The 21,181-nt window shown below is 47.5% G+C and carries 23 protein-coding genes and 1 pseudogene; 11 read left to right on the top strand and 13 right to left on the bottom strand.

Going from position 1 to position 21,181, the window contains the following annotated elements:
- Positions 1–110: 110 nt before the first annotated feature.
- A complete protein-coding gene (locus tag ACQ5DJ_RS01305) occupies positions 111–1,313 on the bottom strand; it encodes an NAD(P)/FAD-dependent oxidoreductase (protein WP_429840860.1) in 1,203 nt (400 codons plus the stop codon).
- 149 nt (positions 1,314–1,462) lie between these two features.
- Here ACQ5DJ_RS01305 and ACQ5DJ_RS01310 point away from each other — a divergent pair, with 149 nt between their 5' ends.
- Positions 1,463–1,765: a DUF3846 domain-containing protein gene (locus ACQ5DJ_RS01310; protein ID WP_429840861.1), complete on the top strand. Its 303-nt coding sequence runs from the start codon at positions 1,463–1,465 to the stop codon at positions 1,763–1,765.
- Positions 1,766–1,855: 90 nt separating this feature from the next.
- Here ACQ5DJ_RS01310 and dut read toward each other — a convergent pair whose 3' ends face one another.
- The gene (gene dut / locus ACQ5DJ_RS01315; RefSeq protein ID WP_429840862.1) at positions 1,856–2,392 is read right to left on the bottom strand and encodes a dUTP diphosphatase; all 537 of its coding nucleotides are present in this window, start codon (positions 2,390–2,392) and stop codon (positions 1,856–1,858) included.
- A 195-nt stretch (positions 2,393–2,587) separates the two neighbouring features.
- Between dut and ACQ5DJ_RS01320 the strand changes: the two genes are divergently transcribed.
- Positions 2,588–3,532, top strand: coding sequence for a rhodanese-related sulfurtransferase (locus tag ACQ5DJ_RS01320; RefSeq protein WP_429840863.1), 945 nt, complete (start codon positions 2,588–2,590; stop codon positions 3,530–3,532).
- Between the two features lie 138 nt (positions 3,533–3,670).
- Positions 3,671–5,122, top strand: coding sequence for an amidase family protein (locus ACQ5DJ_RS01325; protein WP_429840864.1), 1,452 nt, complete (start codon positions 3,671–3,673; stop codon positions 5,120–5,122).
- 66 nt (positions 5,123–5,188) lie between these two features.
- Here the strand turns inward: ACQ5DJ_RS01325 and ACQ5DJ_RS01330 are convergent, their stop codons facing one another.
- Positions 5,189–5,638, bottom strand: coding sequence for a hypothetical protein (locus tag ACQ5DJ_RS01330; protein WP_017248186.1), 450 nt, complete (start codon positions 5,636–5,638; stop codon positions 5,189–5,191).
- Positions 5,639–5,876: 238 nt separating this feature from the next.
- Here ACQ5DJ_RS01330 and ACQ5DJ_RS01335 point away from each other — a divergent pair, with 238 nt between their 5' ends.
- Positions 5,877–6,623 (top strand): class I SAM-dependent methyltransferase, encoded by a 747-nt coding sequence (locus tag ACQ5DJ_RS01335; protein WP_429840865.1) that lies wholly within the window; start codon positions 5,877–5,879, stop codon positions 6,621–6,623.
- Positions 6,624–6,678: 55 nt separating this feature from the next.
- Here the strand turns inward: ACQ5DJ_RS01335 and ACQ5DJ_RS01340 are convergent, their stop codons facing one another.
- Complete coding sequence (locus tag ACQ5DJ_RS01340; RefSeq protein WP_429840866.1) at positions 6,679–8,043, bottom strand: D-serine ammonia-lyase; 1,365 nt, start codon at positions 8,041–8,043, stop codon at positions 6,679–6,681.
- 161 nt (positions 8,044–8,204) lie between these two features.
- Between ACQ5DJ_RS01340 and ACQ5DJ_RS01345 the strand changes: the two genes are divergently transcribed.
- From ACQ5DJ_RS01345 to ACQ5DJ_RS01355, 3 genes are all read left to right on the top strand, one after another.
- Positions 8,205–8,696 (top strand): NUDIX hydrolase, encoded by a 492-nt coding sequence (locus ACQ5DJ_RS01345; protein WP_429840867.1) that lies wholly within the window; start codon positions 8,205–8,207, stop codon positions 8,694–8,696.
- Positions 8,697–8,714: 18 nt separating this feature from the next.
- A complete protein-coding gene (locus ACQ5DJ_RS01350; RefSeq protein WP_429840868.1) occupies positions 8,715–9,167 on the top strand; it encodes a GNAT family N-acetyltransferase in 453 nt (150 codons plus the stop codon).
- A 99-nt stretch (positions 9,168–9,266) separates the two neighbouring features.
- Positions 9,267–10,067 (top strand): VOC family protein, encoded by an 801-nt coding sequence (locus ACQ5DJ_RS01355; RefSeq protein WP_429840869.1) that lies wholly within the window; start codon positions 9,267–9,269, stop codon positions 10,065–10,067.
- Between the two features lie 63 nt (positions 10,068–10,130).
- On the opposite strand, the gene ACQ5DJ_RS01360 is transcribed toward ACQ5DJ_RS01355, so the two are convergent.
- Genes ACQ5DJ_RS01360 through ACQ5DJ_RS01370 form a run of 3 tightly spaced genes read right to left on the bottom strand, consistent with a single transcriptional unit; the run spans position 10,131 to position 12,598 of the window.
- Positions 10,131–11,249, bottom strand: coding sequence for a YheC/YheD family protein (locus ACQ5DJ_RS01360; protein WP_429840870.1), 1,119 nt, complete (start codon positions 11,247–11,249; stop codon positions 10,131–10,133).
- Positions 11,250–11,308: 59 nt separating this feature from the next.
- Positions 11,309–12,217: an RluA family pseudouridine synthase gene (locus tag ACQ5DJ_RS01365; RefSeq protein WP_429840871.1), complete on the bottom strand. Its 909-nt coding sequence runs from the start codon at positions 12,215–12,217 to the stop codon at positions 11,309–11,311.
- A 33-nt stretch (positions 12,218–12,250) separates the two neighbouring features.
- Positions 12,251–12,598 (bottom strand): thioredoxin family protein, encoded by a 348-nt coding sequence (locus ACQ5DJ_RS01370; RefSeq protein WP_429840872.1) that lies wholly within the window; start codon positions 12,596–12,598, stop codon positions 12,251–12,253.
- A gap of 149 nt (positions 12,599–12,747) precedes the next feature.
- Between ACQ5DJ_RS01370 and ACQ5DJ_RS01375 the strand changes: the two genes are divergently transcribed.
- Complete coding sequence (locus tag ACQ5DJ_RS01375; protein ID WP_137029273.1) at positions 12,748–12,966, top strand: hypothetical protein; 219 nt, start codon at positions 12,748–12,750, stop codon at positions 12,964–12,966.
- A 133-nt stretch (positions 12,967–13,099) separates the two neighbouring features.
- Positions 13,100–13,687, top strand: a complete 588-nt coding sequence (locus ACQ5DJ_RS01380; RefSeq protein ID WP_429840873.1) for a class F sortase — start codon at positions 13,100–13,102, stop codon at positions 13,685–13,687.
- A 28-nt stretch (positions 13,688–13,715) separates the two neighbouring features.
- Here the strand turns inward: ACQ5DJ_RS01380 and ACQ5DJ_RS01385 are convergent, their stop codons facing one another.
- Positions 13,716–14,603, bottom strand: coding sequence for a LysR family transcriptional regulator (locus ACQ5DJ_RS01385; protein ID WP_429840874.1), 888 nt, complete (start codon positions 14,601–14,603; stop codon positions 13,716–13,718).
- Positions 14,604–14,716: 113 nt separating this feature from the next.
- Here ACQ5DJ_RS01385 and leuC point away from each other — a divergent pair, with 113 nt between their 5' ends.
- The gene (gene leuC, locus ACQ5DJ_RS01390; protein ID WP_429840875.1) at positions 14,717–16,147 is read left to right on the top strand and encodes a 3-isopropylmalate dehydratase large subunit; all 1,431 of its coding nucleotides are present in this window, start codon (positions 14,717–14,719) and stop codon (positions 16,145–16,147) included.
- Positions 16,144–16,728: a 3-isopropylmalate dehydratase small subunit gene (gene leuD / locus ACQ5DJ_RS01395; RefSeq protein ID WP_017248173.1), complete on the top strand. Its 585-nt coding sequence runs from the start codon at positions 16,144–16,146 to the stop codon at positions 16,726–16,728. The genes leuC and leuD overlap by 4 nt, the downstream gene beginning before the upstream one ends.
- A gap of 85 nt (positions 16,729–16,813) precedes the next feature.
- On the opposite strand, the gene ACQ5DJ_RS01400 is transcribed toward leuD, so the two are convergent.
- The 5 genes and pseudogenes from ACQ5DJ_RS01400 to ACQ5DJ_RS01420 all read right to left on the bottom strand — a co-directional run bounded on the left by ACQ5DJ_RS01400 (position 16,814) and on the right by ACQ5DJ_RS01420 (position 21,177).
- The gene (locus tag ACQ5DJ_RS01400; RefSeq protein WP_429840876.1) at positions 16,814–17,320 is read right to left on the bottom strand and encodes an N-acetyltransferase family protein; all 507 of its coding nucleotides are present in this window, start codon (positions 17,318–17,320) and stop codon (positions 16,814–16,816) included.
- 118 nt (positions 17,321–17,438) lie between these two features.
- Complete coding sequence (locus ACQ5DJ_RS01405; protein ID WP_429840877.1) at positions 17,439–19,097, bottom strand: AMP-binding protein; 1,659 nt, start codon at positions 19,095–19,097, stop codon at positions 17,439–17,441.
- 79 nt (positions 19,098–19,176) lie between these two features.
- Positions 19,177–19,873 (bottom strand): annotated as a pseudogene (locus ACQ5DJ_RS01410) (phosphotransferase family protein).
- Between the two features lie 63 nt (positions 19,874–19,936).
- Entirely contained in the window at positions 19,937–20,413 is a 477-nt protein-coding gene (locus ACQ5DJ_RS01415) for a hypothetical protein (protein ID WP_429840878.1), read from the bottom strand.
- 272 nt (positions 20,414–20,685) lie between these two features.
- Positions 20,686–21,177, bottom strand: coding sequence for a YajQ family cyclic di-GMP-binding protein (locus ACQ5DJ_RS01420; protein WP_144615996.1), 492 nt, complete (start codon positions 21,175–21,177; stop codon positions 20,686–20,688).
- Positions 21,178–21,181: the final 4 nt, after the last annotated feature.

The following is a 21,181-nucleotide window of genomic DNA, read 5'->3' on the forward strand; positions in this document are numbered from 1 at the left end:
ACTTGCCTATCCAGCAAATTTGGGCCCGCCCGTTCTGACATTTTCAAAAAAATAAAGCCTTCCCGTTGAATGGGAAAGCTTTTTCGATCAGACTGTGACACTGGCATATTTCATCCGGTCAAAGCAAAAAGATCGGCGGCCGAATGACTTCCTTTTGTAATCAGATCACTGATGATTTGCGCGCCGATGGTCGAATAGACAGTTCCGTTCCCTCCGTAGCCTAATGTGAACAAGCAGTGCGGATAGCCTTCCTGCTCCCCAAACAGCGGGAGTCCGTCATGGGTATCGACAAAAGTCGCTCCCCAATAATATTCGGCTCGCATGGGGATCTTGGGAAATAACTCTTGAATCTTTGCGAGCAAATGATCACGCTTCTTCAGACTGGAAGCATCCTTCTTTTGTAAGTCGTTCAACGGCTCATCGAGTCCTCCGACGATGATTCTCCCTTCCGGACAAGTACGGATATACAAGTATGGACGAGCTGTTTCCCAGATTAAACATGCTTGCGGCCAGCCCGTAAACACTTCGACTTGATTGGTCACGATGGAAAACGAGCTGGAAATCACAGCGTTGGCATTGCGCTTCATGGATTGTGCTTCGTAACCAGTGGCAAACACGGCACGCCTGCACTTGATTGTGTGCCCACTTTTGGTATAGACCAAAAGACCTCCGTCCTGCACTTTTTGATGCACGACTTCCGTGTTTTCGTATACACGCATCCCTTTTTTCACAGAGTGGGCAATCACACCGTTGGCAAATTTGTACGGATTGAGCTCCGCATCTCCCTTGGAATAAATAGCCCCTGCCTTCGAAAAGGAGAATCGCTTCTCTATATCTGGTCGCTCCAAATATGTGACTGGAAAGCCATGCTTTTTCAGTAACTGGTACTCTGTCCGCAAGCTCTCAACATCAGCTGGTTCACTGGCATAGTACAGGCTGTCACGCCTTATGTAATCTGGAGATTGGTCTAGCTGCCCAGAGATTTTTTCCAATTCATCAACAGCCTGCCGCGTCAGCTCGTAAAAACGAACTCCTTTTTGCTCTCCGAACGAATGGATACAGGCTGTCAACGTTTTATCGTTGCATATTTGCAACAAGCCGGTGTTAGCGCTGCTGCTGCCCCCACTCACCCGCCGTTTATCCACGAGGATGACATCCACATCATGCTGCTTCAAATAATAGGAAACGAGTGCTCCTGCCTCACCGCCACCTATGATCAGAACATCACACTTCACGTCCTGGGTCAGAGCGGGATATAGGAGTGGCGCTGCCAATGTTTCTGGCCAATACAGTTTTCCGGTCACGAATATCATCAGCATGTCCCCTCAGGCTGAAAGTATCACTACGGACGTTACTTCAATTCTCAACCATAGGATAACCAACACGCCAACCAGCATCCGCTCCCCTATCGCACAATTCATTGGTGATACGTTATGATGGATGTCAGAAGGAGTGAGTGCGCTTGACTACGGTATACGTAAAGCTTCCGCATGAAAATGCAGTTGTTCGAGAAATCGCTGGGACGGATGAACTACAGGATCTGGTGGCTGGTGAATATGAGGTAGTGGAAGATGACCATCTGGAGGGAATCTCCCTCGTTGTGAATGAAGATGCCCGCGGGGTGCAAGCAAACAATTTCCCCATCACATCAGATGGTTTTTTAGATTGGGTCTATGGACCTTGCGTATTCGTCAAAGCAGATGGACGTTCGCTGACTGCGGACGATCTTTCAAGAATTGACCAGTTTTTATCCGCCAAAGGATGAGGATTTGATCAAAACAATGACCCCTGACGTATCAGCTCAAGTCCATTTACACGGCTGATGATCAGGGGTCTTGTTTTTTACTCGATTGAACTAGCTCTTGATGCCGCTGCTACCGAAGCCGCCTGCTCCTCTTTCTGTCTCATCCAGCTCATCAACTACCTCGAACTGCGCGACTGGAACGATTGCAATCACACCCTGTGCAATCCGGTCCCCTTTTTTGATCAAGTAGGTATGTGCATCTACTTCTTGTTCAACGGTTACTTCGTTTTCGCCTGCGCCAAGGCATACCTTGCCACTTTTTCCGGATGCAATCCGAATGTTATCGATCAGGACGCATACTTCACCGCGATAGCCGGCATCAACAGTCCCTGGTGCATTGGACAAGCGCAGCTTTGTCTTTGCACTGATCCCGGAGCGAGGGCGCACTTGCAATTCAAACCCTTCTGGAAGCGCGAACGCCAAGCCAGTTGGAACTTTTGCAGATTGGCCAGGGGCAATCAATGTATCCTCTACCGCGACCAGATCAAAGCCCGCGTCCATTGCTCTCGCGTACGCTGGAATCACGGCGTCTTGGTGGAGCTTTTTAATTTTCACCTGTGTAGCCAGGCGCTCATTTGTCATGTTCATGTACTGTCTCTCCTCTATAGCCTTTCAGCTGATTACCATTCATAGTGTACAGGATGCGTCCACTTCCAGCAAGAAGCACCGATTTTCATAAAAACCTCACAAATCCCTTTCTTTTTCAGCACTTTTAACAATGGAATGTGATATAATCACCGTTGCATCTAAAATCACAATTGAAAAGAAAGGTGGAATTGTACCTTGCAAGTACAAAAACCATATCGCATTTTGTTGTATTACAAGTATACTCCTATCGAAAATTATGAGGAGTACGCAGCCGAGCACTTGCAATTTTGCAAGGATAATGGGCTGAAAGGGCGGATTATCGTAGCTCCGGAGGGCATTAATGGAACTGTATCCGGCACGATTGAACAAACCGACGCCTACATGGAATATGTGCGAAAAGATCCACGTTTTAGTGATATGTGGTTTAAAATAGATGAGTCGGAAGAGCATGCATTCAAAAAAATGTTTGTGCGTCCGAAACAGGAACTCGTAACCTGGCGTTTGGAGGAAGATGTTAATCCGAATGAACTAGTCGGCACCTATCTGAACCCAAAAGAATGGCACGAAATGATGCAGGAAGAAGACGTCGTGATCCTTGACGGTCGCAACTATTACGAATACGATTTGGGTCATTTCCGTGGTGCGATTCGCCCTGAAGTGGATTCATCCCGAGAGTTCCCTGAGTGGATTCGTGAAAACATGAGCCAGTTCAAGGATAAAAAAGTCCTCACCTATTGCACTGGCGGTATTCGTTGCGAAAAGCTGACAGGTGTATTCCTGCAACAAGGTTTTAAAAATGTTTACCACCTTGAGGGCGGAATTGTCACGTATGGTAAAGATCCGGAAGTCCAAGGACGTCTGTGGGATGGAAAATGCTACGTGTTTGACGAGCGCATCTCTGTACCGATCAATCATACAGAAGAAGACGTCGTAATTGGTCGTTGCCATTACTGCGGTACTGTGGAAGACCGCTATCTCAACTGCGCCAACCCATTCTGCAACAAGCAGCACTTCTGCTGCCCAGAATGTGAGACAAAATTCAAGCGTTCTTGCTCCGACGAATGCCGCGAGCATCCTCGCAACCGTTATGTAGAAGCGGAAGAAAAAGCCAAGCTAGAAGCTGCTGGATCAAACGCTTAAACAACATACACGACCGAACAAGCTGATTCTTACGTAGAGTCAGCTTGTTTTTTTATCGGCAAAAGGCTCACCCTTCTCCCTATTGCCTGAATTTGGTACTATAATAAAAATCAAATCATTCGTAAAAGGAGATCAATCATGTCATTGATTCATGAAACAAGCATTCTTGAATGGCAAGCTGCAATGACAGCTGGAACCACGACTTCGCGGGAACTGACCCTCACCTTTTTACAGAGGATTGCCACCTACAACAAACAAGGCATCCGAATCAATGCCATTTGTGAGCTAAACCCAGATGCACTGGCGATCGCAGAGTCACTGGATCGGGAACGAGCGGTGTCAGGAAGTCGTGGGCCACTTCACGGAATCCCTGTACTGATCAAGGATAACATTGCGACAGCTGACAAGATGCACACGACGGCTGGAGCTCTAGCTTTAGCTGATTCGTTTGCCTCTGCGGACTCATTTGTTGTAACTAGGCTCCGCGAGGCGGGGGCTGTCCTTTTAGGGAAAACCAATCTGACGGAATGGGCTAACTTTGTCTCCAATGACATGCCAGATGGCTATAGCTCGCGCGGTGGACAAGTATTGAACCCATACGGACCTGGTGTACTTGATGTCGGCGGGTCTAGCTCGGGTTCGGCTGCTGCGATTGCCGCAGGTTTTGCCGTTGTGGCGGTCGGTACGGAGACTTCTGGGTCGATTCTCCACCCAGCAGAACAAAATTCGCTCGTGGGAATCAAACCTACCGTTGGCTTAATCAGCCGTTCGGGTATCATTCCGATTTCCCATAGCCAAGACACAGCCGGACCGTTGGCGAGAACCGTGACAGATGCAGCTATTTTGCTAAGTGCCTTAACGGGTATAGATGAAAATGATCCAGTGACTGGGAAAAGCGAGGGTCTCGTGTATAACGATTACCTCCCCTTCCTCGATGCAGATGGATTGCGAGGTGCACGCATCGGTGTTGTACGATCCAGATTTTTGGCTGAGTGTGAAGCCGAAGAAATCGCCTTGTATGAAGCAACTATTGAAAAGCTCAAGGAGGCTGGCGCAACGGTCATAGATGCGGTCACCATTCCGACAGAAAATGCCGCATGGGACATACATGTTCTCGTGCATGAATTCAAGGTTGGTGTAAATGCGTACTTAAAAACGTTACCAGCATCCTACCCGATCCGCTCCTTACAGGATGTCATTGCTTTTAATCGGGCACATGAGGAACAAGCCCTGCTATACGGGCAAGAGCTGCTGGAAGAATCCGAGCAAACAAGTGGTACACTGACAGAGCCAGAGTATCTGGCCAATCGCCTGTTTGATTTGGAAATGTCACAGAAACAAGGCCTTGATGCTGTTATGAAGGAGCACGAACTCGATGCCCTCTTATACCCCGGCAGTACGGGTTATGCAATCCCTGCCAAAGCTGGTTACCCTTCGATTACGATTCCAGCTGGCTATACTTCTGCGGGCAAGCCATTTGGCATCACGCTGACCGGATTGGCATTTCAGGAGCCTACTCTCCTTCGCCTGGCCTACGCTTATGAACAAGCAACTCGACTGCGTGTTGCTCCGAATATGACGACTGTGTAAAGGAATTACTCGCTTAACCAGCAAAAAACGCATGAGACCTTTTTGGGCCCATGCGTTTTTTGCTTTCTACATCGTCTTGCTTTCTTGCTCTGCCTTACCAAGTCGATCCTGGAACAGCTTGCTCAATTGACCGATATTTACTTCCCATTCCTCATCCTTGTAATAAACAGTCGCTTTGGATTCGCCTTTTTTACCTACGATACGAATACTCGTTGTCTTCACTTCATAAGTGCCATCTTCCTTGAAGGAAATATCGGCATCCTTAAGCTCTTTGTCCAAGACGGGTGTAATCGTCTTATCGACGACTTCTTGTGTAGCTACAGCTGCTTGACGTCCCATTTGGATCACTTCTTCAGGACTGAATTGGAAAAACAACACGAGCACAACACCAATAATAGCAGCGAGCGAAATAATTCGAATGATACTTCGTACCACCCATTGGGCAGCCATGATGATGATTATGATACCTAGCGCAATCGGCCAGTAATCTTTGATCAATTGAAGTATTTGGTCCACGTTTATCCCTCCTTCGATTTCAGTCTCGCCAAAAAATATCGAAACCAAATCTTCTTACAGAAAAAAACCGTCTCAGCAAAGCGGACGGAATCGCAAAAATGGGTTGTCTCTCACTAATTCTCGTAAAAAAAGCAAACTCCTGCTCTCATTTTCAATCGTTTTAAACGAATAATTGACATCCTATTCATTTTTTATCCATAATAGGAATCCGAGAAAAAATGGAAACGGGTGATATGGGATGAAACAAAATCTGTATGATCAACAGGATTTTTATCAGGACTATCAAAAACTCCGTCTATCCGGTGAATCGGAGAATGATATGATCGAACAGCCTGCTTTTCGTAGTTGCCTCCCCTCCCTCAAAGGATTGCGTGTACTCGACCTCGGATGTGGGGGCGGACAGTTTGCCAAGTACTGTGTGGAGCAAGGAGCAAGTGAAGTAATCGGTGTTGATCTCTCTCACAACATGCTGAAGTATGCCCGGACGAATAACAGTCACGAGAACATTCAATATCTACATGGCTCCCTAGAGGACATTGAGCTTGCCGATCATGACTACGATCTCATTACGAGCTCTCTCGTCATGGACTATGTTCGTGACTATGAGCACGTGATCAACAAAGTAAGCCGCGCCTTGTGCAATGGAGGACATTTCGTTTACTCTACACTCCATCCGCATATTACCGCTCGCAAAAAAGTCGAGGGCTGGGTGCGCAACGAAGAAGGACAGAAGCATTTTTGGCCTTTGGACAACTACCTGGAAGATGGAGAACGTGAAATGCACATGATGAACGGCAGAAAGGCCCTTTTTTACCACCGCTCCATGTCCACTGCTGTCAATACGTTAATCCAAGCGGGGCTTACCCTGCAAGAGATCATCGAGCCAACCTGCACGCCAGAAGGACTCCGCTTACAGCCGCATCAGATTTCCGAAGTAAGAAGACCGACGTTTATTATTTTCAAAACACAAAAGACTTTGAAATGAATGAACAAAAGCCCGGAGAGTAATCCGGGCTTGTAGCATAAACATTCTGGTTTTCTTATCCGATTCCATTTTCTTCTAGACCTTTCGCATAGTACTCGTCCTGGATATTCTCCGGCACCATACTCCCACCCGTCGCCCACACGATATGGGTCGCCTTTTTCATTTTTTCTGTTAGACCTTGCTTCGTCAAATAGTGACGCCCTGTCTCCTGCTGAAACATTCTTGCAGGTCCAGGCATACCAGCCAATGCAGACGGCTCCAATCGAATGGATTCGTGATCGCGCAAGGCACGCAACAAGTCGTATAGCTCCTCGTCGTCCACTGTAAACACGCCACTCAGTAGGCCCCCCATCATTTTTCCTACAAAACGGGAAGGTCGACCAACTGCCAGACCATCCGCCTCTGTCTTGTTGTCTATCCCGAAATCTTGAACGGAAACTTTGTCATGCAAGCCTGTCATTAACCCTAGCAGCATGCAGGGAGAATGAGTTGGTTCCGCAAAAAAGCAATGAACATGATCACCATAAACCAACTTTAACCCGTACGCTACACCACCAGGGCCACCACCAACTCCACACGGAAGGTAGACGAACAGGGGGTGATCACGATCTACTTTTATTTGTTGTTCCTCTAGCTGCCTTTTCAATCGTTTTGCTGCTACTGCATAGCCAAGGAATAATCGCTTGGAGTTCTCATCATCGATGAAATAGCAGTTCGGATCGGCTTCAGCCTGCTTCCTGCCCTCTTCCACCGCTTTTCCATAATCCGATGCGTACTCCACAACCTGGACTCCTTTTACCCGCAGCAATTCCTTTTTCCATGCTTTGGCGTCCGCTGACATATGTACGGTGACTTGAAAACCGAGCTTCGCGCTGATAATCCCGATGCTCAAACCGAGATTTCCTGTCGAGCCTACCGCAATGGAATAACGGGAAAACAATTCCCGGAACGCATCCGAAGCCAAAATAGCATAATCATTGTCCGGTTGCAGCATCTGATGCTTTTGAGCCAATTCTTCTGCATGTGCCAGCACCTCGTAGATGCCACCACGCGCCTTAATGGAACCAGCAATAGGCAAATGGCTGTCGCATTTTAACCAGAGATTCCCCTGTATATCCGACGCAAAGCGAGACTCTAGGTGCTTTTGCATCTCTTTTATCGGAACGAGTGGAGACTCGATCAGTCCACCAGCTTCTCTCGTCTCGGGAAAAGCCACTTGAATGAACGCGCCAAAGCGCCGCAAGCGCTCTTCTGCATCCTGGACTTCCTCTGGTGTAACGGAGAGAGTTGCTTTTGCGATCTCATTATAGCTAGGGTTCGTCCAGAAAACTTGATCCGTCTCCATCATGTTAGGAAGGAGCGGATATTTCGTTTTCCACTCCTCCATTGTTAGCCCTTCCACCTTTTCATTGTTCACCATCTTGAACGAGCCCCCTATTCTTCCTTCCACTCTTCTTTGTTATTATAACGAAATATTACGAAACTTCTTTTGGAAAACTAAATAAAAATTACTGATGAATCCACTCATTTGATACAATGGTCGTTAAAGAAGTCGACTGTAACTAAAAGGAAAGTGATAACATGTATCGCTATACCATATGCTTTCTCAAACATAGAAATGGAATACTCATGCTGAATCGCAACAAATCACCGTTGATGGGGCTATGGAATGGCGTAGGCGGTAAGCTAGAGCACGGAGAGACTCCATTGGACAGTGTTCTTCGCGAGGTTCGGGAAGAGACGGGCATTTTGCTAGAAACCGCTTGTTACAAAGGAATTGTCTCTTGGCTAGTCGATGGAATGGAAACGGGCGGTATGTATGCATTTCTCGCTCATCTTCCAGAAGACTACGAGCGCTCTCAAACCCCACAGGTAGTGGAAGAAGGCATACTTGACTGGAAAGAGCTAGCGTGGATCTTGGACCCCGACAATGCTGGCGTCCCAGAAAACCTTCCCATGTTTTTACCATACATGTTGGAAGAAACTGACCCTTGTCAGCATTTCTTTACGTACGAAAATAACCAGGTTGTCAACTATGAATCAGCTCCATTGCCAAAGCCGGTAACAACTTAAATCGGAGGAGAAACACGGATGGAAATTCGCAAGCTTGCCGCACAGGAACAACCACCAATGGATTTACTCTTATTGGCTGACCCTTCTGTCAGATTGGTGAAAGATTATGTACAAAGAGGTCAATGCTATGTCGCTGTTCTGGAGGATAGCATCGTAGGTGTCTACGTCTTGATTCCAACCAGACCGGATACGATTGAACTCGTGAATGTCGCCGTTGATGAGGCCCAGCAAGGCCAGGGCATTGGCAAAAAACTCGTTCTTCATTCCATTGAAGTGGCCAAATCTCTCGGTTATAAGACGATCGAGGTCGGAACAGGGAATTCTAGCGTGGGTCAGCTCGCCCTTTATCAAAAGTGTGGATTTCGGATGAATTGGATCGATCGGGACTTTTTCTTGCGGCATTATGAGGAAGAGATTTACGAAAACGGGATTCAAGTGGTAGATATGATTCGCCTCTCTCAAGATATTTGAGAAGATTGTCTAGAAACAGTGTGAATCGAATGAGTATACATAATTTATATTATGTTATCTTTTTGTACCTTATCTTTTTATAGGAGAAGGTGATGCCAGGTGATCACGCATTTTTCTAAATTAACCTTACAAACTGTGTCCATCCAAGGGGTACACCAGGTTTACGCAGACCGTCTCGGCTTTCCGATCTCAACTCAATCAGACAAACAGATTACGTTTCAAGTCACACCTGATTTTCATTTAACCTTTGAAGAAGTGTATGAGCCGATTTCCCCAGCCCATATCGCTTTTCAAGTGCCTTACTCCCTATTTCATGAATCAGCGAAAAAGATCAAAGAATCTGGTCTTTTGCTTGTTCGCTGGGAGGATGGGCATGACATTGATCAGGAAAAAGGACGGATGAACCTGTATTTCCGCGATGGAGACGGGAATCTTCTTGAGATTATTGCCCACGAGTATGTGTCAGAAGAGGTCTTCCTGCCATCCACTCCCCTGCACATTCTGTATTTACGAGAAGTGGGCTGTCCTGTCGATAGTGTGCCTGTTTTTACGCAATGGCTAAAATCGAATATAAGCATGAAAACATATGAGGATGGCGAAATTTTTAACTTCGTCATCGGGGGTACGGCACATATTGTAGCCACATGGAAAAATAGACCTTGGATTCCCATTGCCATGAAAGCGTTGCCACCAAAAATGCACGTTACTTTTGGAACACCTGACCAAGCGTTCCTGCAAAAAGTGCGGAGACGCTTTGAAAAAAGTAATGTCCTCTTCCATTCGGATGCTCATGAGCTTACGTTCGTCCGGGAAGGATTCTCTTTTTCTGTTATCCATACACCCGATTACGCCCCTGACATCCCAAGCAAATTGCAATTACCGCTTTCTATCTCCACCTAGCAAATACAGCGGTAGACAAGGACTTCAGACATTGTCCTTGACTGCCGCTGTTCTGCTTTCACGCTATCCTCTAGCGACCTTTCTCTTCAAAAGTGGCTCGCGACCTTCGCGTCCTTGTGTTTTCGCAAGGTAGATGGCGTATTCGAGCGGACGAGTAATAGCATTCTTGTACTGTCCCATTGCCCCCATCTCCCGGAAAATTTCCCGAGCTGGTTTGGGATTTACTTCGATCAGCCAAGCACGACCATCGACATCGATGCCAATATCCAGTCCAAATTCAACCATCCGTCCAAAATGATCCTCGAGTGTTTCCGCTGTTTGAAAAGCAAGCTGTTCGCAATCACGCACGATCTGCGAAGTGCGTTCCTCCCCAAACTTCGGTCGGAGAAATACCGAAACTGGAATAGCTTTTCCGCCACCATGCAGATTAGAGGTGGCACTGCGTTCTGGTCCCACGCGAATTCCATGACCTGTAATGCTCCATTCACCCTGCCCATTCTTTTGAATCAAGAGGCGCATGTCTACTGCACGTGAAGGAACCAGCTGCAAACGAAGTCCTTGCTGAACGATGTATTTCTCCTGTCTCGTCCAACGATCTACCCATCTCTGGGCAGCAGCTTTGTCGCTTACTACTGTGGATACTTTCGCCCTTTGCTTGTTCCGTCCGAGCAGTCGAAGTTCGTTGCCACGTTTTTCAATGGACAAGATGTTTCGTCCCCCTGTTCCATTAAGCGGCTTTACGTAAAGCAATGGATGCTTGCCTAGCATGTTAACTAGGCTTTGTCGGTTGTAGAGCTGGGTCTCCGGAAGCCAGCGATGCATTCTGGGGTCCCGATGCAGCACCTCATGTACACGCCATTTGTTTGCCAAGCGATTGTTTGCGTATAAAAAATTACTCGTTCGCCGAAAAGCCACATAGTTCTTAAACGCTTGTGACGGTGTATAGCGGTACCGGTCGAAAACAGCGTCTGGACGGTCAAAAATCCTCGCTTGCCAACCGCCATTGCTCCCCGGGACATACCCTCTCACCTGCTTGCCGGCTCCAAGCACATCGTTTGGTGAAAACAAGAAAACGGTACAGCCTAGTTCTTGTCCAGCCTTGAGTAGTCGCCGAAAATAGGTTGGCTCTGCAAAGCGTTTGCCTTCCCGCCAAGTCAAGATACCGATTATGGGTCGTTTCAAAAGACCACCCTCTCTCGTTTCCTCCTTGGCAGTTTATTCATCCCGTAGTCAAATGGCGATTATCTCAGCTTCTTTTCCAAGTGAAACAGATCGAGGGGCAACGGAGCCGTGACTTCGATGACTTCTCCCCCGAATGGATGCACAAATTTGAGCACTGCTGCGTGCAGCGCTTGTCGCTTAATGAGTTCGCGCTTGCCACCATACAGTTCATCACCTAAAAGCGGGTGCCCAATATGACTGAAGTGAACGCGAATTTGATGGGTTCTCCCCGTCTCCAATTGACATTCTACTTTCGTAGCGGTTTGAAAACGTTCCTTCACCTGATAATGGGTAATCGCCGAATCTCCGTTAGGTGTGACCCTTCTGCGCGTTCCATGATTCCGGTCTTTACCAATAGGCTCATTGATTTTCCCGCGCTCTTTGGGCATTTGTCCCGAAACATACGCGACATAGGTACGCTTGATTGTGCGCTCACGCAGCATTTCATCTAACAGTGCAGAAGCCCACGCATGCTTCGCGTATAGAACGACGCCTGACGTATCCTGATCCAGCCGATGGACATGACGGACTTTTGCTTCCAAACCTGTACGGAAAAAGTGCCCCGACACGAGATGATCCAACGTCACATGATGATATCGTTCGGTCGGATGTAGCAGAAGGCCAACTGGCTTGTTCACGATGAGCAAATGATCATCCTCGTACAAGATCTCGGGAACTTCACTAGCCGGATCAAGCCCCAATGGCTCAGCCTTGCACATCCGCAGGCGAATTTCCTGCCCTGCTTGTCCTGCAACATGCTGAGCAACAGGTGCGCCATCCAGTAGGACTTCTTTGTATTGGAATAAAAGATGGACCTGCTTGCGAGGCAGCTTCCACTCTTCGCGCAGCAGGTTCCCAATCGGGATAGCATCGTCTTTGTCTCGTAAATAAGCAACGAGCCATTCCCCTTCTTTTTTCATGAATAACATTTCTGTCTATCTCCCTGTTCTATGTTCATGCAATTACGCTTGCTCGGTTCCTTTACTGACTTGAATAGCACGATCCAGAAAATGCTCGATCTCCTCACGATTTTTTCCAAGCTTGCTAACAAAGCGAACCAGTTCTTTTCCATTATGGAACGCAATAAAGCTCGGAATTCCGAAGACATCGTACTTTTGGGACAAGTCCGGGAGCGTGTCACGGTTGACTTCAATCATGTCCAGCTGTTCTTTGTATTTTTCTTCCACGGCAGGCATAAATGGATCAATGCGATGGCAATCTGGGCACCAATCCGTGAAGAACTTGACAATGACTGGCTTGGTTGCTGTGATTACTTGCTCGAACTCAGCTTCTGTCTTAATTTCTCTCATGTTATCTTCCTCCCAGAATGATTTGGAAATAGTGTACCACAGGCACGGGCTGTTTGGGACGTTTAGGAGAAACAATTGCCATCACTAACAAAGCAACAATCGGAAATCCTATCTGTTGTACCCCAAAAACTTTAAGGTAGGTGCTACTCATGAAGAAATTCGCTGCTCTGTTGATGGTTGCATGCTTGGTAACTACTGCAATTCCTGTATCCGCTGCAACACATGACGGTCACAAAAAACACCACAAGGTACAAACAAAAGCGCATCATATGAAGACCAAAGCTCACCATATGAAAACCAAAGCACATAAAGGCAAAGCACATATCAAGGCTATGCCGAAAACCGGTATGGGTGGGGCAAGCAATTAAAGGGGGATCTTCCCCCTTTTCTTTGCGACTTATGAAAAAACTGCTCGGGTCCCTTCTATTCATTAGTTTGGTTACAATCGGTTGTGGCCATACAGCTAAACAACCTGTCGAGGCGCCCAAAATCGTAAATACTATGCAAAAACCAGCAGGACCCATCCTTATCAAACAAACGGTTACCGTTTATGGTCCTTCACTGCCACCCCAACCAACGTTCCTTCCTGCCCCTCCGCTTCCAAACGGAATCATGCCGGCACTTCTACATATTCCAAAACTGAACCTACAAGCTCGTGTAGAACCGGTCGGCGTTTTACCGAATGGGCAAATGGACGTCCCAAAGGCTTTTGATCGCGTGGGTATTTTGGCTCCATGGACGAAGCCCGGGATGAAAGGGAATGCAGTGATCGCCGGTCATTTTGATCATTATACGGGTCCAGCTGTTTTTTACCATCTGAAAAAACTAAAGCCCGGCGACAAAATCATGGTGCGTGAAACAAAAGGAAGGACGTTAACCTTCCAGGTTCGCAGAGTAGAAAGCTTCCAGACAGCCGAAGCCCCCATCGATCAGATTTTTGGGAATGCAGAGGGCTCACATCTGAATTTGATTACCTGCTCCGGCAAATTTAACAAGAAAACACAGGAGCATGCTCGAAGGCTCGTCGTCTTTTCCGAACTTGTTCAAGATACAAAGCCGCAAGATGAAAAACCCAGTGTTCGCAAATGATTGCGGCGACTGGGTTTCTTGTTTGCCTTTATATTTTCCCACCCTGCTCGATAAGACATTGAACAAATGCCTCTGCCGGACGAGACAAAGGCTTGTCTTTTCGATATGCCACCACAAGAGTCCGTGATGGCTTGGTTTTTATGCGCACATAAGTTGGCGGTTCAATTGTTCCAGGTGCGAGCGTAATCATTTTCGGCGCAAACGACAGCCCCATGCCTGCTGCAACAAGTGATTGAGCCGTCTGGATGTTCGAGCTCTCAAACACGATTCGCGGTCGGAATCCCGCCTGCTCACAGAGCCGGAGCGAAATCGTGCGGAAACCTTGTCCTTCTTTTAACAGGATAAAAGGCTGATCGGCTACCTCTGCGAGATCGACTTCTTTTCGTTTCGCGAGCGGATGATTGGCTGGTACCGCTAAAAAGATCTCTTCGTTGATCGCGGGGATGATTTCCAGAGACGGATCACTGATGGGCATTGTCAAAAGGCTTACATCAATTTTCCCCCGCACAAGTAGCTGCTCCAAATGACTCGACGTTTCCTCCATTAATTGCAGCTCGACACCAGGAAAATTCTTTGTAAACGTAGGCAATACCCTTGGCAGTACATACGCCCCTGTAATCGGTAGACTTCCTACTAGCAATTTGCCGCTTTCTCCTACGGCATAAGCTCGCATTTCCCTCTCTAGCCCCTCTGACATGTCGACGAGCGTTTGTGCCACCTGTATGAAGCGCTGGCCCGCATCAGTCAGTTCTACGTGCTGAGGCAAGCGATGGAACAAGCTGACACCGAGTATTTTCTCCAGCTTCGCAATTTGCTGGCTCAACGAAGGTTGGGCCAAATGCAATCGATTGGCTGCCCGAGAGAAACTCCGTTCTTCCGCAACAGCAAGTACATAACGAATTTGTCGTAACTCCATATAAACCTCCCGATAGGTAAAAACTATCCTTCTTATAATTATTATATCTTTGAACTATTCTCTTTGCCATGTTACAACCTTGTTAAGAGATTTTGATCGAAGGAGGAAACATAATGACAGCCCGTACGATGTTTGAAAAGATTTGGGACAATCACGTTATTCACGAAGAGGCAGGCAAGCCGAGCCTTTTGTATATCGACTTGCACCTAGTTCACGAGGTGACTTCACCGCAAGCTTTTGAAGGACTCCGCTTGGCTGGCCGCAAAGTACGCCGTCCAGAGCTTACCTTCGCAACCATGGACCACAACGTACCGACTGCTGACCGTTTTAATGTCAAAGATCCGATTTCTCGTCAACAAATGGAAACCTTGACGACAAACTGTGAGGAGTTCGGGATTACACTCGCTGATCTGAACAGCCCAGATCAAGGGATCGTCCACGTCATTGGTCCTGAGCTCGGGCTCACGCATCCAGGCAAAACAATCGTCTGCGGTGACAGCCACACCTCCACTCATGGAGCATTCGGTGCCCTCGCCTTCGGTATTGGTACCAGTGAAGTGGAGCATGTACTCGCAACGCAATGCTTGCAGCAATCCAAACCGAAAACGATGGAAGTACGCGTAAATGGCGACCTGCCATTCGGTGTCAGTGCAAAAGATTTAATTTTGGCGATTATCGCAAAATACGGAACTGATTTTGCAACTGGCTACGTCGTAGAATACACAGGCGCTGCGATCCGCAACCTGACCATGGAAGAACGCATGACGGTGTGCAACATGACGATTGAGGGTGGCGCTCGTGCTGGCTTAATCGCTCCTGACGAGACTACTTTTGAGTACTTGAAAGGCAAGCGCTACGTTCCACAAGGGGAAGACTTCCTATCAGCTGTCACGGCTTGGAAAGAGCTGTGCACGGACGAAGGCGCTTCATTTGATGCCTGTGTAGAAATCGAGGCAGCCGAGATCGCACCACAAGTTACCTGGGGAACGAGCCCTGGTATGGGTACGAACATTACGAGCACCGTTCCAAACCCTGAGTCATTCGAGACAGTCGCACAGCGCAAAGCGGCACAAGATGCTCTGGCGTACATGGACCTTGCACCTGGCACTCCTATGAGCGAAATCAAAATCGATCGCGTGTTTATCGGCTCCTGTACAAACGGTCGGATCGAGGACTTGCGCAAAGCAGCCGAAGTGGCAAAAGGACGCACGGTCTCCCCTTCCGTTCACGCGATGGTCGTTCCTGGCTCTCAGGCAGTTAAGCAGCTCGCTGAGCAAGAAGGCTTGCACCTCATTTTCCAAGAAGCTGGCTTTGACTGGCGCGAATCTGGTTGCTCTATGTGTCTGGCTATGAATCCAGATATCCTTTCCGAGGGTGAGCGTTGTGCTTCTACCTCCAACCGGAACTTCGAAGGACGTCAAGGACGCGGCGGAAGGACGCATCTGGTTAGCCCAGAAATGGCAGCAGCAGCAGCTATCGCAGGTCACTTCGTCGACGTACGTGAATGGAAAAACGAGAACGCTAGTAAGGAGGTATTCCAATGAATCCATTTGTCATCCACACTGGAGCGGTAGCCCCACTCGATCGTGTAAACGTAGATACGGACGCAATTATCCCTAAGCAGTTCTTGAAGCGCATTGAGCGCAGCGGTTTTGGTCAATTCCTGTTCTACGAATGGCGCTTTACTGTAGATGGTGCACCAATCGATACGTTCATTCTGAATACGCCTGCGTACAAGGAGTCTACTGTCCTTCTTGCCCGCAACAATTTTGGCTGCGGCTCCTCTCGTGAGCATGCGCCATGGGCTCTCCTTGATTATGGCTTCCGCTGTGTGATTGCTCCATCCTTTGCGGACATTTTTTACAACAACTGCTTCAAAAACGGCATCCTGCCGATCAAGTTGAGTGAAGAACAAGTCGATGAGCTGTTCAATCGTGCTCAAAACAAGCCGAACTACCAGCTGACCATCGATCTGCAAGAACAAGTCGTTCGGGATAGTGAAGGTCTCTCCTACCCGTTCGAGGTAGACTCCTATCGTCGTTACTGCCTGCTAAATGGCCTCGACGATATTGGAATTACGTTGCAGTATGAAGATAAGATCACTGCATACGAAGCAAGTCGTTAATTTTCCATCCATAGATCCATAGCGTAGCGCATAGAAAAAGCGAAGGCATCCACTATTGTGTCCCTTCGCTTTTTCCCTATTTGTCCTAAAGAAGGATATACATGTGACTCTCATCAAAGTATTGATCGCCGATTTTCAGTGCCCGCTTCTCTAAACCGTATGGGAGAAAGCCCATTTTTTCATAGAGACGAATGGCAGTCGGATTGGTCGTGACGACAGCGAGCTGTACCGTATCAATATCTCCCCGCTTCTTCAAATACGCGAGCTCAGTCTGCATGAGCGCTTGTGCGACACCCGTCCCGCGATACGCTTCACGCACGTACATGGAGACGATAGAAGCTTTGTGTCTTGCTTTCATCCCTCTGTGGCGGAAAAAACCGATGATGCCAGCCAGATGCCCTTCCACAAAAGCTCCAAAATAGCCGCTATCCCCCGCCTCTCCTTGCGAAAGTCTTCTGAGCCACTCTTCCCCAGGCATTTGGATTTCCTCTTCATAGGTAGAGCCGAATGCATCTGGATCAGTTTGCAGCCCTTCCAGTCTAATTTTAATAAGCTCATCTACATCGCCTGGTCCCAGAAAGCGAACTTCCATTCTAAGCTGCACCTCTCCCATTTTTAATTTCCACTTATCTTAGTCAAGAGTTGCTAGAAAGTAAAGAACGATCTAAAAAAAATAGCCAGGAGCATCTCCCTGGCCTATGAACCTCTTCCTATGCAGTTCCCGTCTGATTGGGGTTGCTTTGCCCAAACAGCTCCAGTGCTTGCTCCCGCAGCTTGAACTTTTGAATTTTACCAGATGCGGTCATCGGATATTCGTCTACAAACTGTATGTAGCGAGGGATTTTGTAATGAGCGATCTTCCCTTCGCAATAGGCCCGTATCTCATCCTCCGTTAGCGTTTCGCGAGGCTTTACCCGAATGCACGCCAATACCTGCTCGCCGTACTTAGCATCAGGTACACCTACAATCTGGACGTCCAACACTTTTGGATGTGTATAGAGGAATTCTTCCACTTCACGAGGATAAATATTTTCCCCTCCGCGAATGATCATGTCTTTAAGCCTGCCAGTAATCCGATAGTAGCCTTCTTCATCGACGGTTGCTAAGTCTCCGGTATGTAGCCAGCCATCATGATCGATCGCTTTCACTGTCTCCTCTGGCATGTTGTAATAGCCTTTCATGACCAAATATCCTCGGGTGCACAGCTCACCTTGAACACCTGGCTGCAAAATGTCACCTGTCGCCGGATCGATGATTTTCGCTTCTACTTCTGCATGCAGGCGACCGACAGTGGATACCTTTCGCTCGAGGGAATCCTCTGGCACGGTCTGTGTGATGACGGGAGAAGCTTCGGTTTGTCCGTACGCAATCGTAATATCACGGATTCCCATTTGATCGACGACCTTCTTCATAACCTCAATCGGGCATAAAGAACCAGCCATGATGCCTGTTCGCAGCGAGCTCAGGTCGCGCTCGGCAAACGTCGAATGGTTCAGCTCGGCAATAAACATGGTAGGTACACCGTACAGAGCTGTGCAGCGTTCAGCCTCCACAACCGCAAGTACCACCCCGGGATCAAAGGCAATAACAGGAACCATCGTCGCACCGGTTGCCACACATGCCAAGGTCCCCATCACACAGCCAAAGCAGTGGAAAAACGGAACAGGAATGCACACCTTATCCGCTAACCCGAGCCGCTGACATTCCGCTACTTTGACGGCATTGTTGACGATATTGACATGTGACAGCATGACTCCCTTTGGAAAACCAGTCGTCCCGGATGTGTACTGCATATTGATGACATCATCAGGTAAGAGCGTCGCCTGACGCGCGATCCGCTCTTCTTCCGTGACCAATGCAGCACGTTCGAGCAAATCACCCCACAAAAACATTCCGGGTTGTCGCTCATCCCCTAGATAGATCACATTTTTTAAATGCGGAAGCCTTTTGGATTGTAGCTCTCCAGGTTCACATGTCTGTAGCTCTGGGCAAATCTCTTGAATCATGGCGAGATAATTCGCATCGCGATAAGAATCCATTAAGAGAAGTGTCGTCGACTCGGATTGACGCAACAAATATTCCAGCTCATGTACCCGGTAGCTCGTATTGACCGTTACCAGTACACCACCCATTTTCGCCGTGGAAAATTGGGAAATCACCCATTCTGGCAGATTGGTTGCCCAAATCGCGATATTGTCCCCTTTTTGAATGCCAAGAGACATAAATCCCCGCGCGGCCTGATTGCATATCGCTTGAAATTCACCAAACGTATAACGTAGCCCTCGTTCGTGATAAACCAGCGCTTCCTTTTCCTGATACTTACTGGTTGTGTCGTCTAACATGTTGCCGATTGTGGTCATATGAATCATACAAGCACCCCCAAAACATTCAGACTATTCTGTAGGATTCTTCCTTTTACGCCACAATCCTTCTTTTTCCATTATCGTCCTATATCCATTCGTTCTTGTGTTCCTTGATAAATGCGATGTCTTCTTGATAGTGAAGAATATGACCTTCTTCGACCATCTTTTGAAAAGCAGCATCGCCTTCACTGGCTTTTCTCGCAATGGTTTTGCATAGTCCTTCTAAACGAAGCAAGACCATTTCTAGCGTACCTTCCTTTATTTCCAACCCGTACGATTCAAAAAACATGGCCACTCGCTGTTTTCGCTGATTGGCATGCAGCAGTGGTTGGTAATGGATTTTTTCTCCGGATTCCGTTAAAGAAAATCTACTCAAAGGCACGCAGGTATAGAGCGTATAGGCAATATCCCAAAGTCTTGGTCCCGGAGCCGCTAAATCAAAATCGATAATGCCAATCGGTACTCGTTGATGGAAAATGATATTATACATAGCAAAATCGTTATGACAGATGACCTCACGCGGGCCAGGAGTGTGATCCAACAAATGCCACTGATCATCGAAAGGAAAATCACTCACTGAATCATGATAAAGCCGAAGCATTTTCGCAATTTCTTGTAACGCTTCGTTTGCATGCATATATTCCTTCCAAGTGCTTCAATAATGCATGGATGTGCTTGCTTCCTGGCTTTACTTCCCTTCTAACGGTATTGCCAGAACGGTATACATTCGTTACGTTTCCGCCCGCTAATAATTCTTCCTTCGTCGATGACGATTTTGACATACATGAACGCCCCTTTCTTTTGACGAAAAAAGAAAGCGTCCCTGTTGTGGAACGCCATCTACTTTACTTCACGACGATTTTTTTCGTAGCCTCTACCTTGTATGGCAGGTGGTTGCTGTAGTTGAGCTCGACCCGAATTTCATGCTCTCCCTTGGGCAACTTTTTCAGTAAAAATTCTGGTTGATAAATCATCCCTTTTGGTTCGCCATTCAGGTATAAATGTGCGTGTCCCTCACCAAAGACTGGGGCATCTGCCAATTCTCCATTTTCCTGAACAAACGTGAAGTGCTCTGTAAGCAAGGATACTTCTGCCGTCGTCCCATCCAACTTGACCTCCATATTCAGCGCTGGCTTTTCTGACCCAGCTGGCTGGTTCATGGATGCCGTCGTTGTAACAGAAGCGGTTGGATCTGACGGTCGATAAGAGTCTGAGACGCTCAAAGGGTCTTTGACCAGAAGTACGATTCCCGCCACCAGTACTACAAGAAAAACGATTCCGCCCAAAATGAGATTGCGCATACTGATAATAAAGACCTTCATGTCTCTACTCTCCCTTTCGCAAGTGCTTGTCACTTATTTGTACATGCATATGCGAGAGTGAAGAGAGTTAGAAGCAAAAACTTTTCTAGTAATACCAGTTCAAACAGTTGGCTTTTCAGCGCCGGGAAGATGGCGAGAACCCAACGAAGGAGGAGCGGAGTGTAGGCAATCTACATGAGCACCGGACTTCGGAGGTAAACGCCATATTCGATGTCGAATTCGCTTCCTGAACTACTTCGTGATCAAAAGCCGACTTTTTGAACACCCCGTAGTTAACGATAGTTAATAAATTGTACTTCCAATGGCAGATCAGCCTTGCGAATCGCGTTGATGATTTGCTGTAATTCATCTTTGCTTTTTCCCGTCACGCGAATTTGATCGTCTTGAATCTGTGTTTTTACTTTGACCCCTGTATCTTTAATGATGCTGTTGATCTTTTTCGCATTGTCTTTGTCGATCCCCTGCACTAGCTTGACACGCTGACGGACAGTACCGCCCGCTGCCGGTTCAACTTTGCCGTAGTCGAGGTTTTTGATCGGGACATCCCGTTTGACAAGCTTCCCAAGTAAAATGTCTTTTACCTGACTGAGCTTAAAGTCGTCATCGGAGACGAGAACGAGCTCTTCCTTTTCCAAGGAGATGCTGCTCTTGCTCCCTTTGAAGTCAAAGCGATTTTCTATTTCTTTTAATGCGGTCTGAATCGCATTGTTCACTTCGGATAACTCTACTTTGGACACGATATCAAATGAACTCTCTTTACTCAAAGGA

This window comes from Brevibacillus sp. FIR094, from assembly GCF_050477165.1.
Classification (GTDB): Bacteria; Bacillota; Bacilli; order Brevibacillales; family Brevibacillaceae; genus Brevibacillus.

What these genes read in the sequence shown, in the direction of transcription:
- ACQ5DJ_RS01325 (WP_429840864.1), top strand. Translation starts at nt 3,671, where the DNA reads ATGTCATTGATTCATGAAACAAGCATTCTTGAATGGCAAGCTGCAATG.
- ACQ5DJ_RS01305 (WP_429840860.1), bottom strand. Translation starts at nt 1,313, where the DNA reads ATGATATTCGTGACCGGAAAACTGTATTGGCCAGAAACATTGGCAGCG.
- leuD (WP_017248173.1), top strand. Translation starts at nt 16,144, where the DNA reads ATGAATCCATTTGTCATCCACACTGGAGCGGTAGCCCCACTCGATCGT.
- ACQ5DJ_RS01335 (WP_429840865.1), top strand. Translation starts at nt 5,877, where the DNA reads ATGAAACAAAATCTGTATGATCAACAGGATTTTTATCAGGACTATCAA.
- dut (WP_429840862.1), bottom strand. Translation starts at nt 2,392, where the DNA reads ATGAACATGACAAATGAGCGCCTGGCTACACAGGTGAAAATTAAAAAG.
- ACQ5DJ_RS01405 (WP_429840877.1), bottom strand. Translation starts at nt 19,097, where the DNA reads ATGATTCATATGACCACAATCGGCAACATGTTAGACGACACAACCAGT.
- ACQ5DJ_RS01340 (WP_429840866.1), bottom strand. Translation starts at nt 8,043, where the DNA reads ATGGTGAACAATGAAAAGGTGGAAGGGCTAACAATGGAGGAGTGGAAA.
- ACQ5DJ_RS01415 (WP_429840878.1), bottom strand. Translation starts at nt 20,413, where the DNA reads ATGAAGGTCTTTATTATCAGTATGCGCAATCTCATTTTGGGCGGAATC.
- ACQ5DJ_RS01400 (WP_429840876.1), bottom strand. Translation starts at nt 17,320, where the DNA reads ATGGAAGTTCGCTTTCTGGGACCAGGCGATGTAGATGAGCTTATTAAA.
- ACQ5DJ_RS01365 (WP_429840871.1), bottom strand. Translation starts at nt 12,217, where the DNA reads ATGTTATTCATGAAAAAAGAAGGGGAATGGCTCGTTGCTTATTTACGA.
- ACQ5DJ_RS01350 (WP_429840868.1), top strand. Translation starts at nt 8,715, where the DNA reads ATGGAAATTCGCAAGCTTGCCGCACAGGAACAACCACCAATGGATTTA.
- leuC (WP_429840875.1), top strand. Translation starts at nt 14,717, where the DNA reads ATGACAGCCCGTACGATGTTTGAAAAGATTTGGGACAATCACGTTATT.
- ACQ5DJ_RS01380 (WP_429840873.1), top strand. Translation starts at nt 13,100, where the DNA reads ATGCAAAAACCAGCAGGACCCATCCTTATCAAACAAACGGTTACCGTT.
- ACQ5DJ_RS01345 (WP_429840867.1), top strand. Translation starts at nt 8,205, where the DNA reads ATGTATCGCTATACCATATGCTTTCTCAAACATAGAAATGGAATACTC.
- ACQ5DJ_RS01375 (WP_137029273.1), top strand. Translation starts at nt 12,748, where the DNA reads ATGAAGAAATTCGCTGCTCTGTTGATGGTTGCATGCTTGGTAACTACT.
- ACQ5DJ_RS01370 (WP_429840872.1), bottom strand. Translation starts at nt 12,598, where the DNA reads ATGAGAGAAATTAAGACAGAAGCTGAGTTCGAGCAAGTAATCACAGCA.
- ACQ5DJ_RS01385 (WP_429840874.1), bottom strand. Translation starts at nt 14,603, where the DNA reads ATGGAGTTACGACAAATTCGTTATGTACTTGCTGTTGCGGAAGAACGG.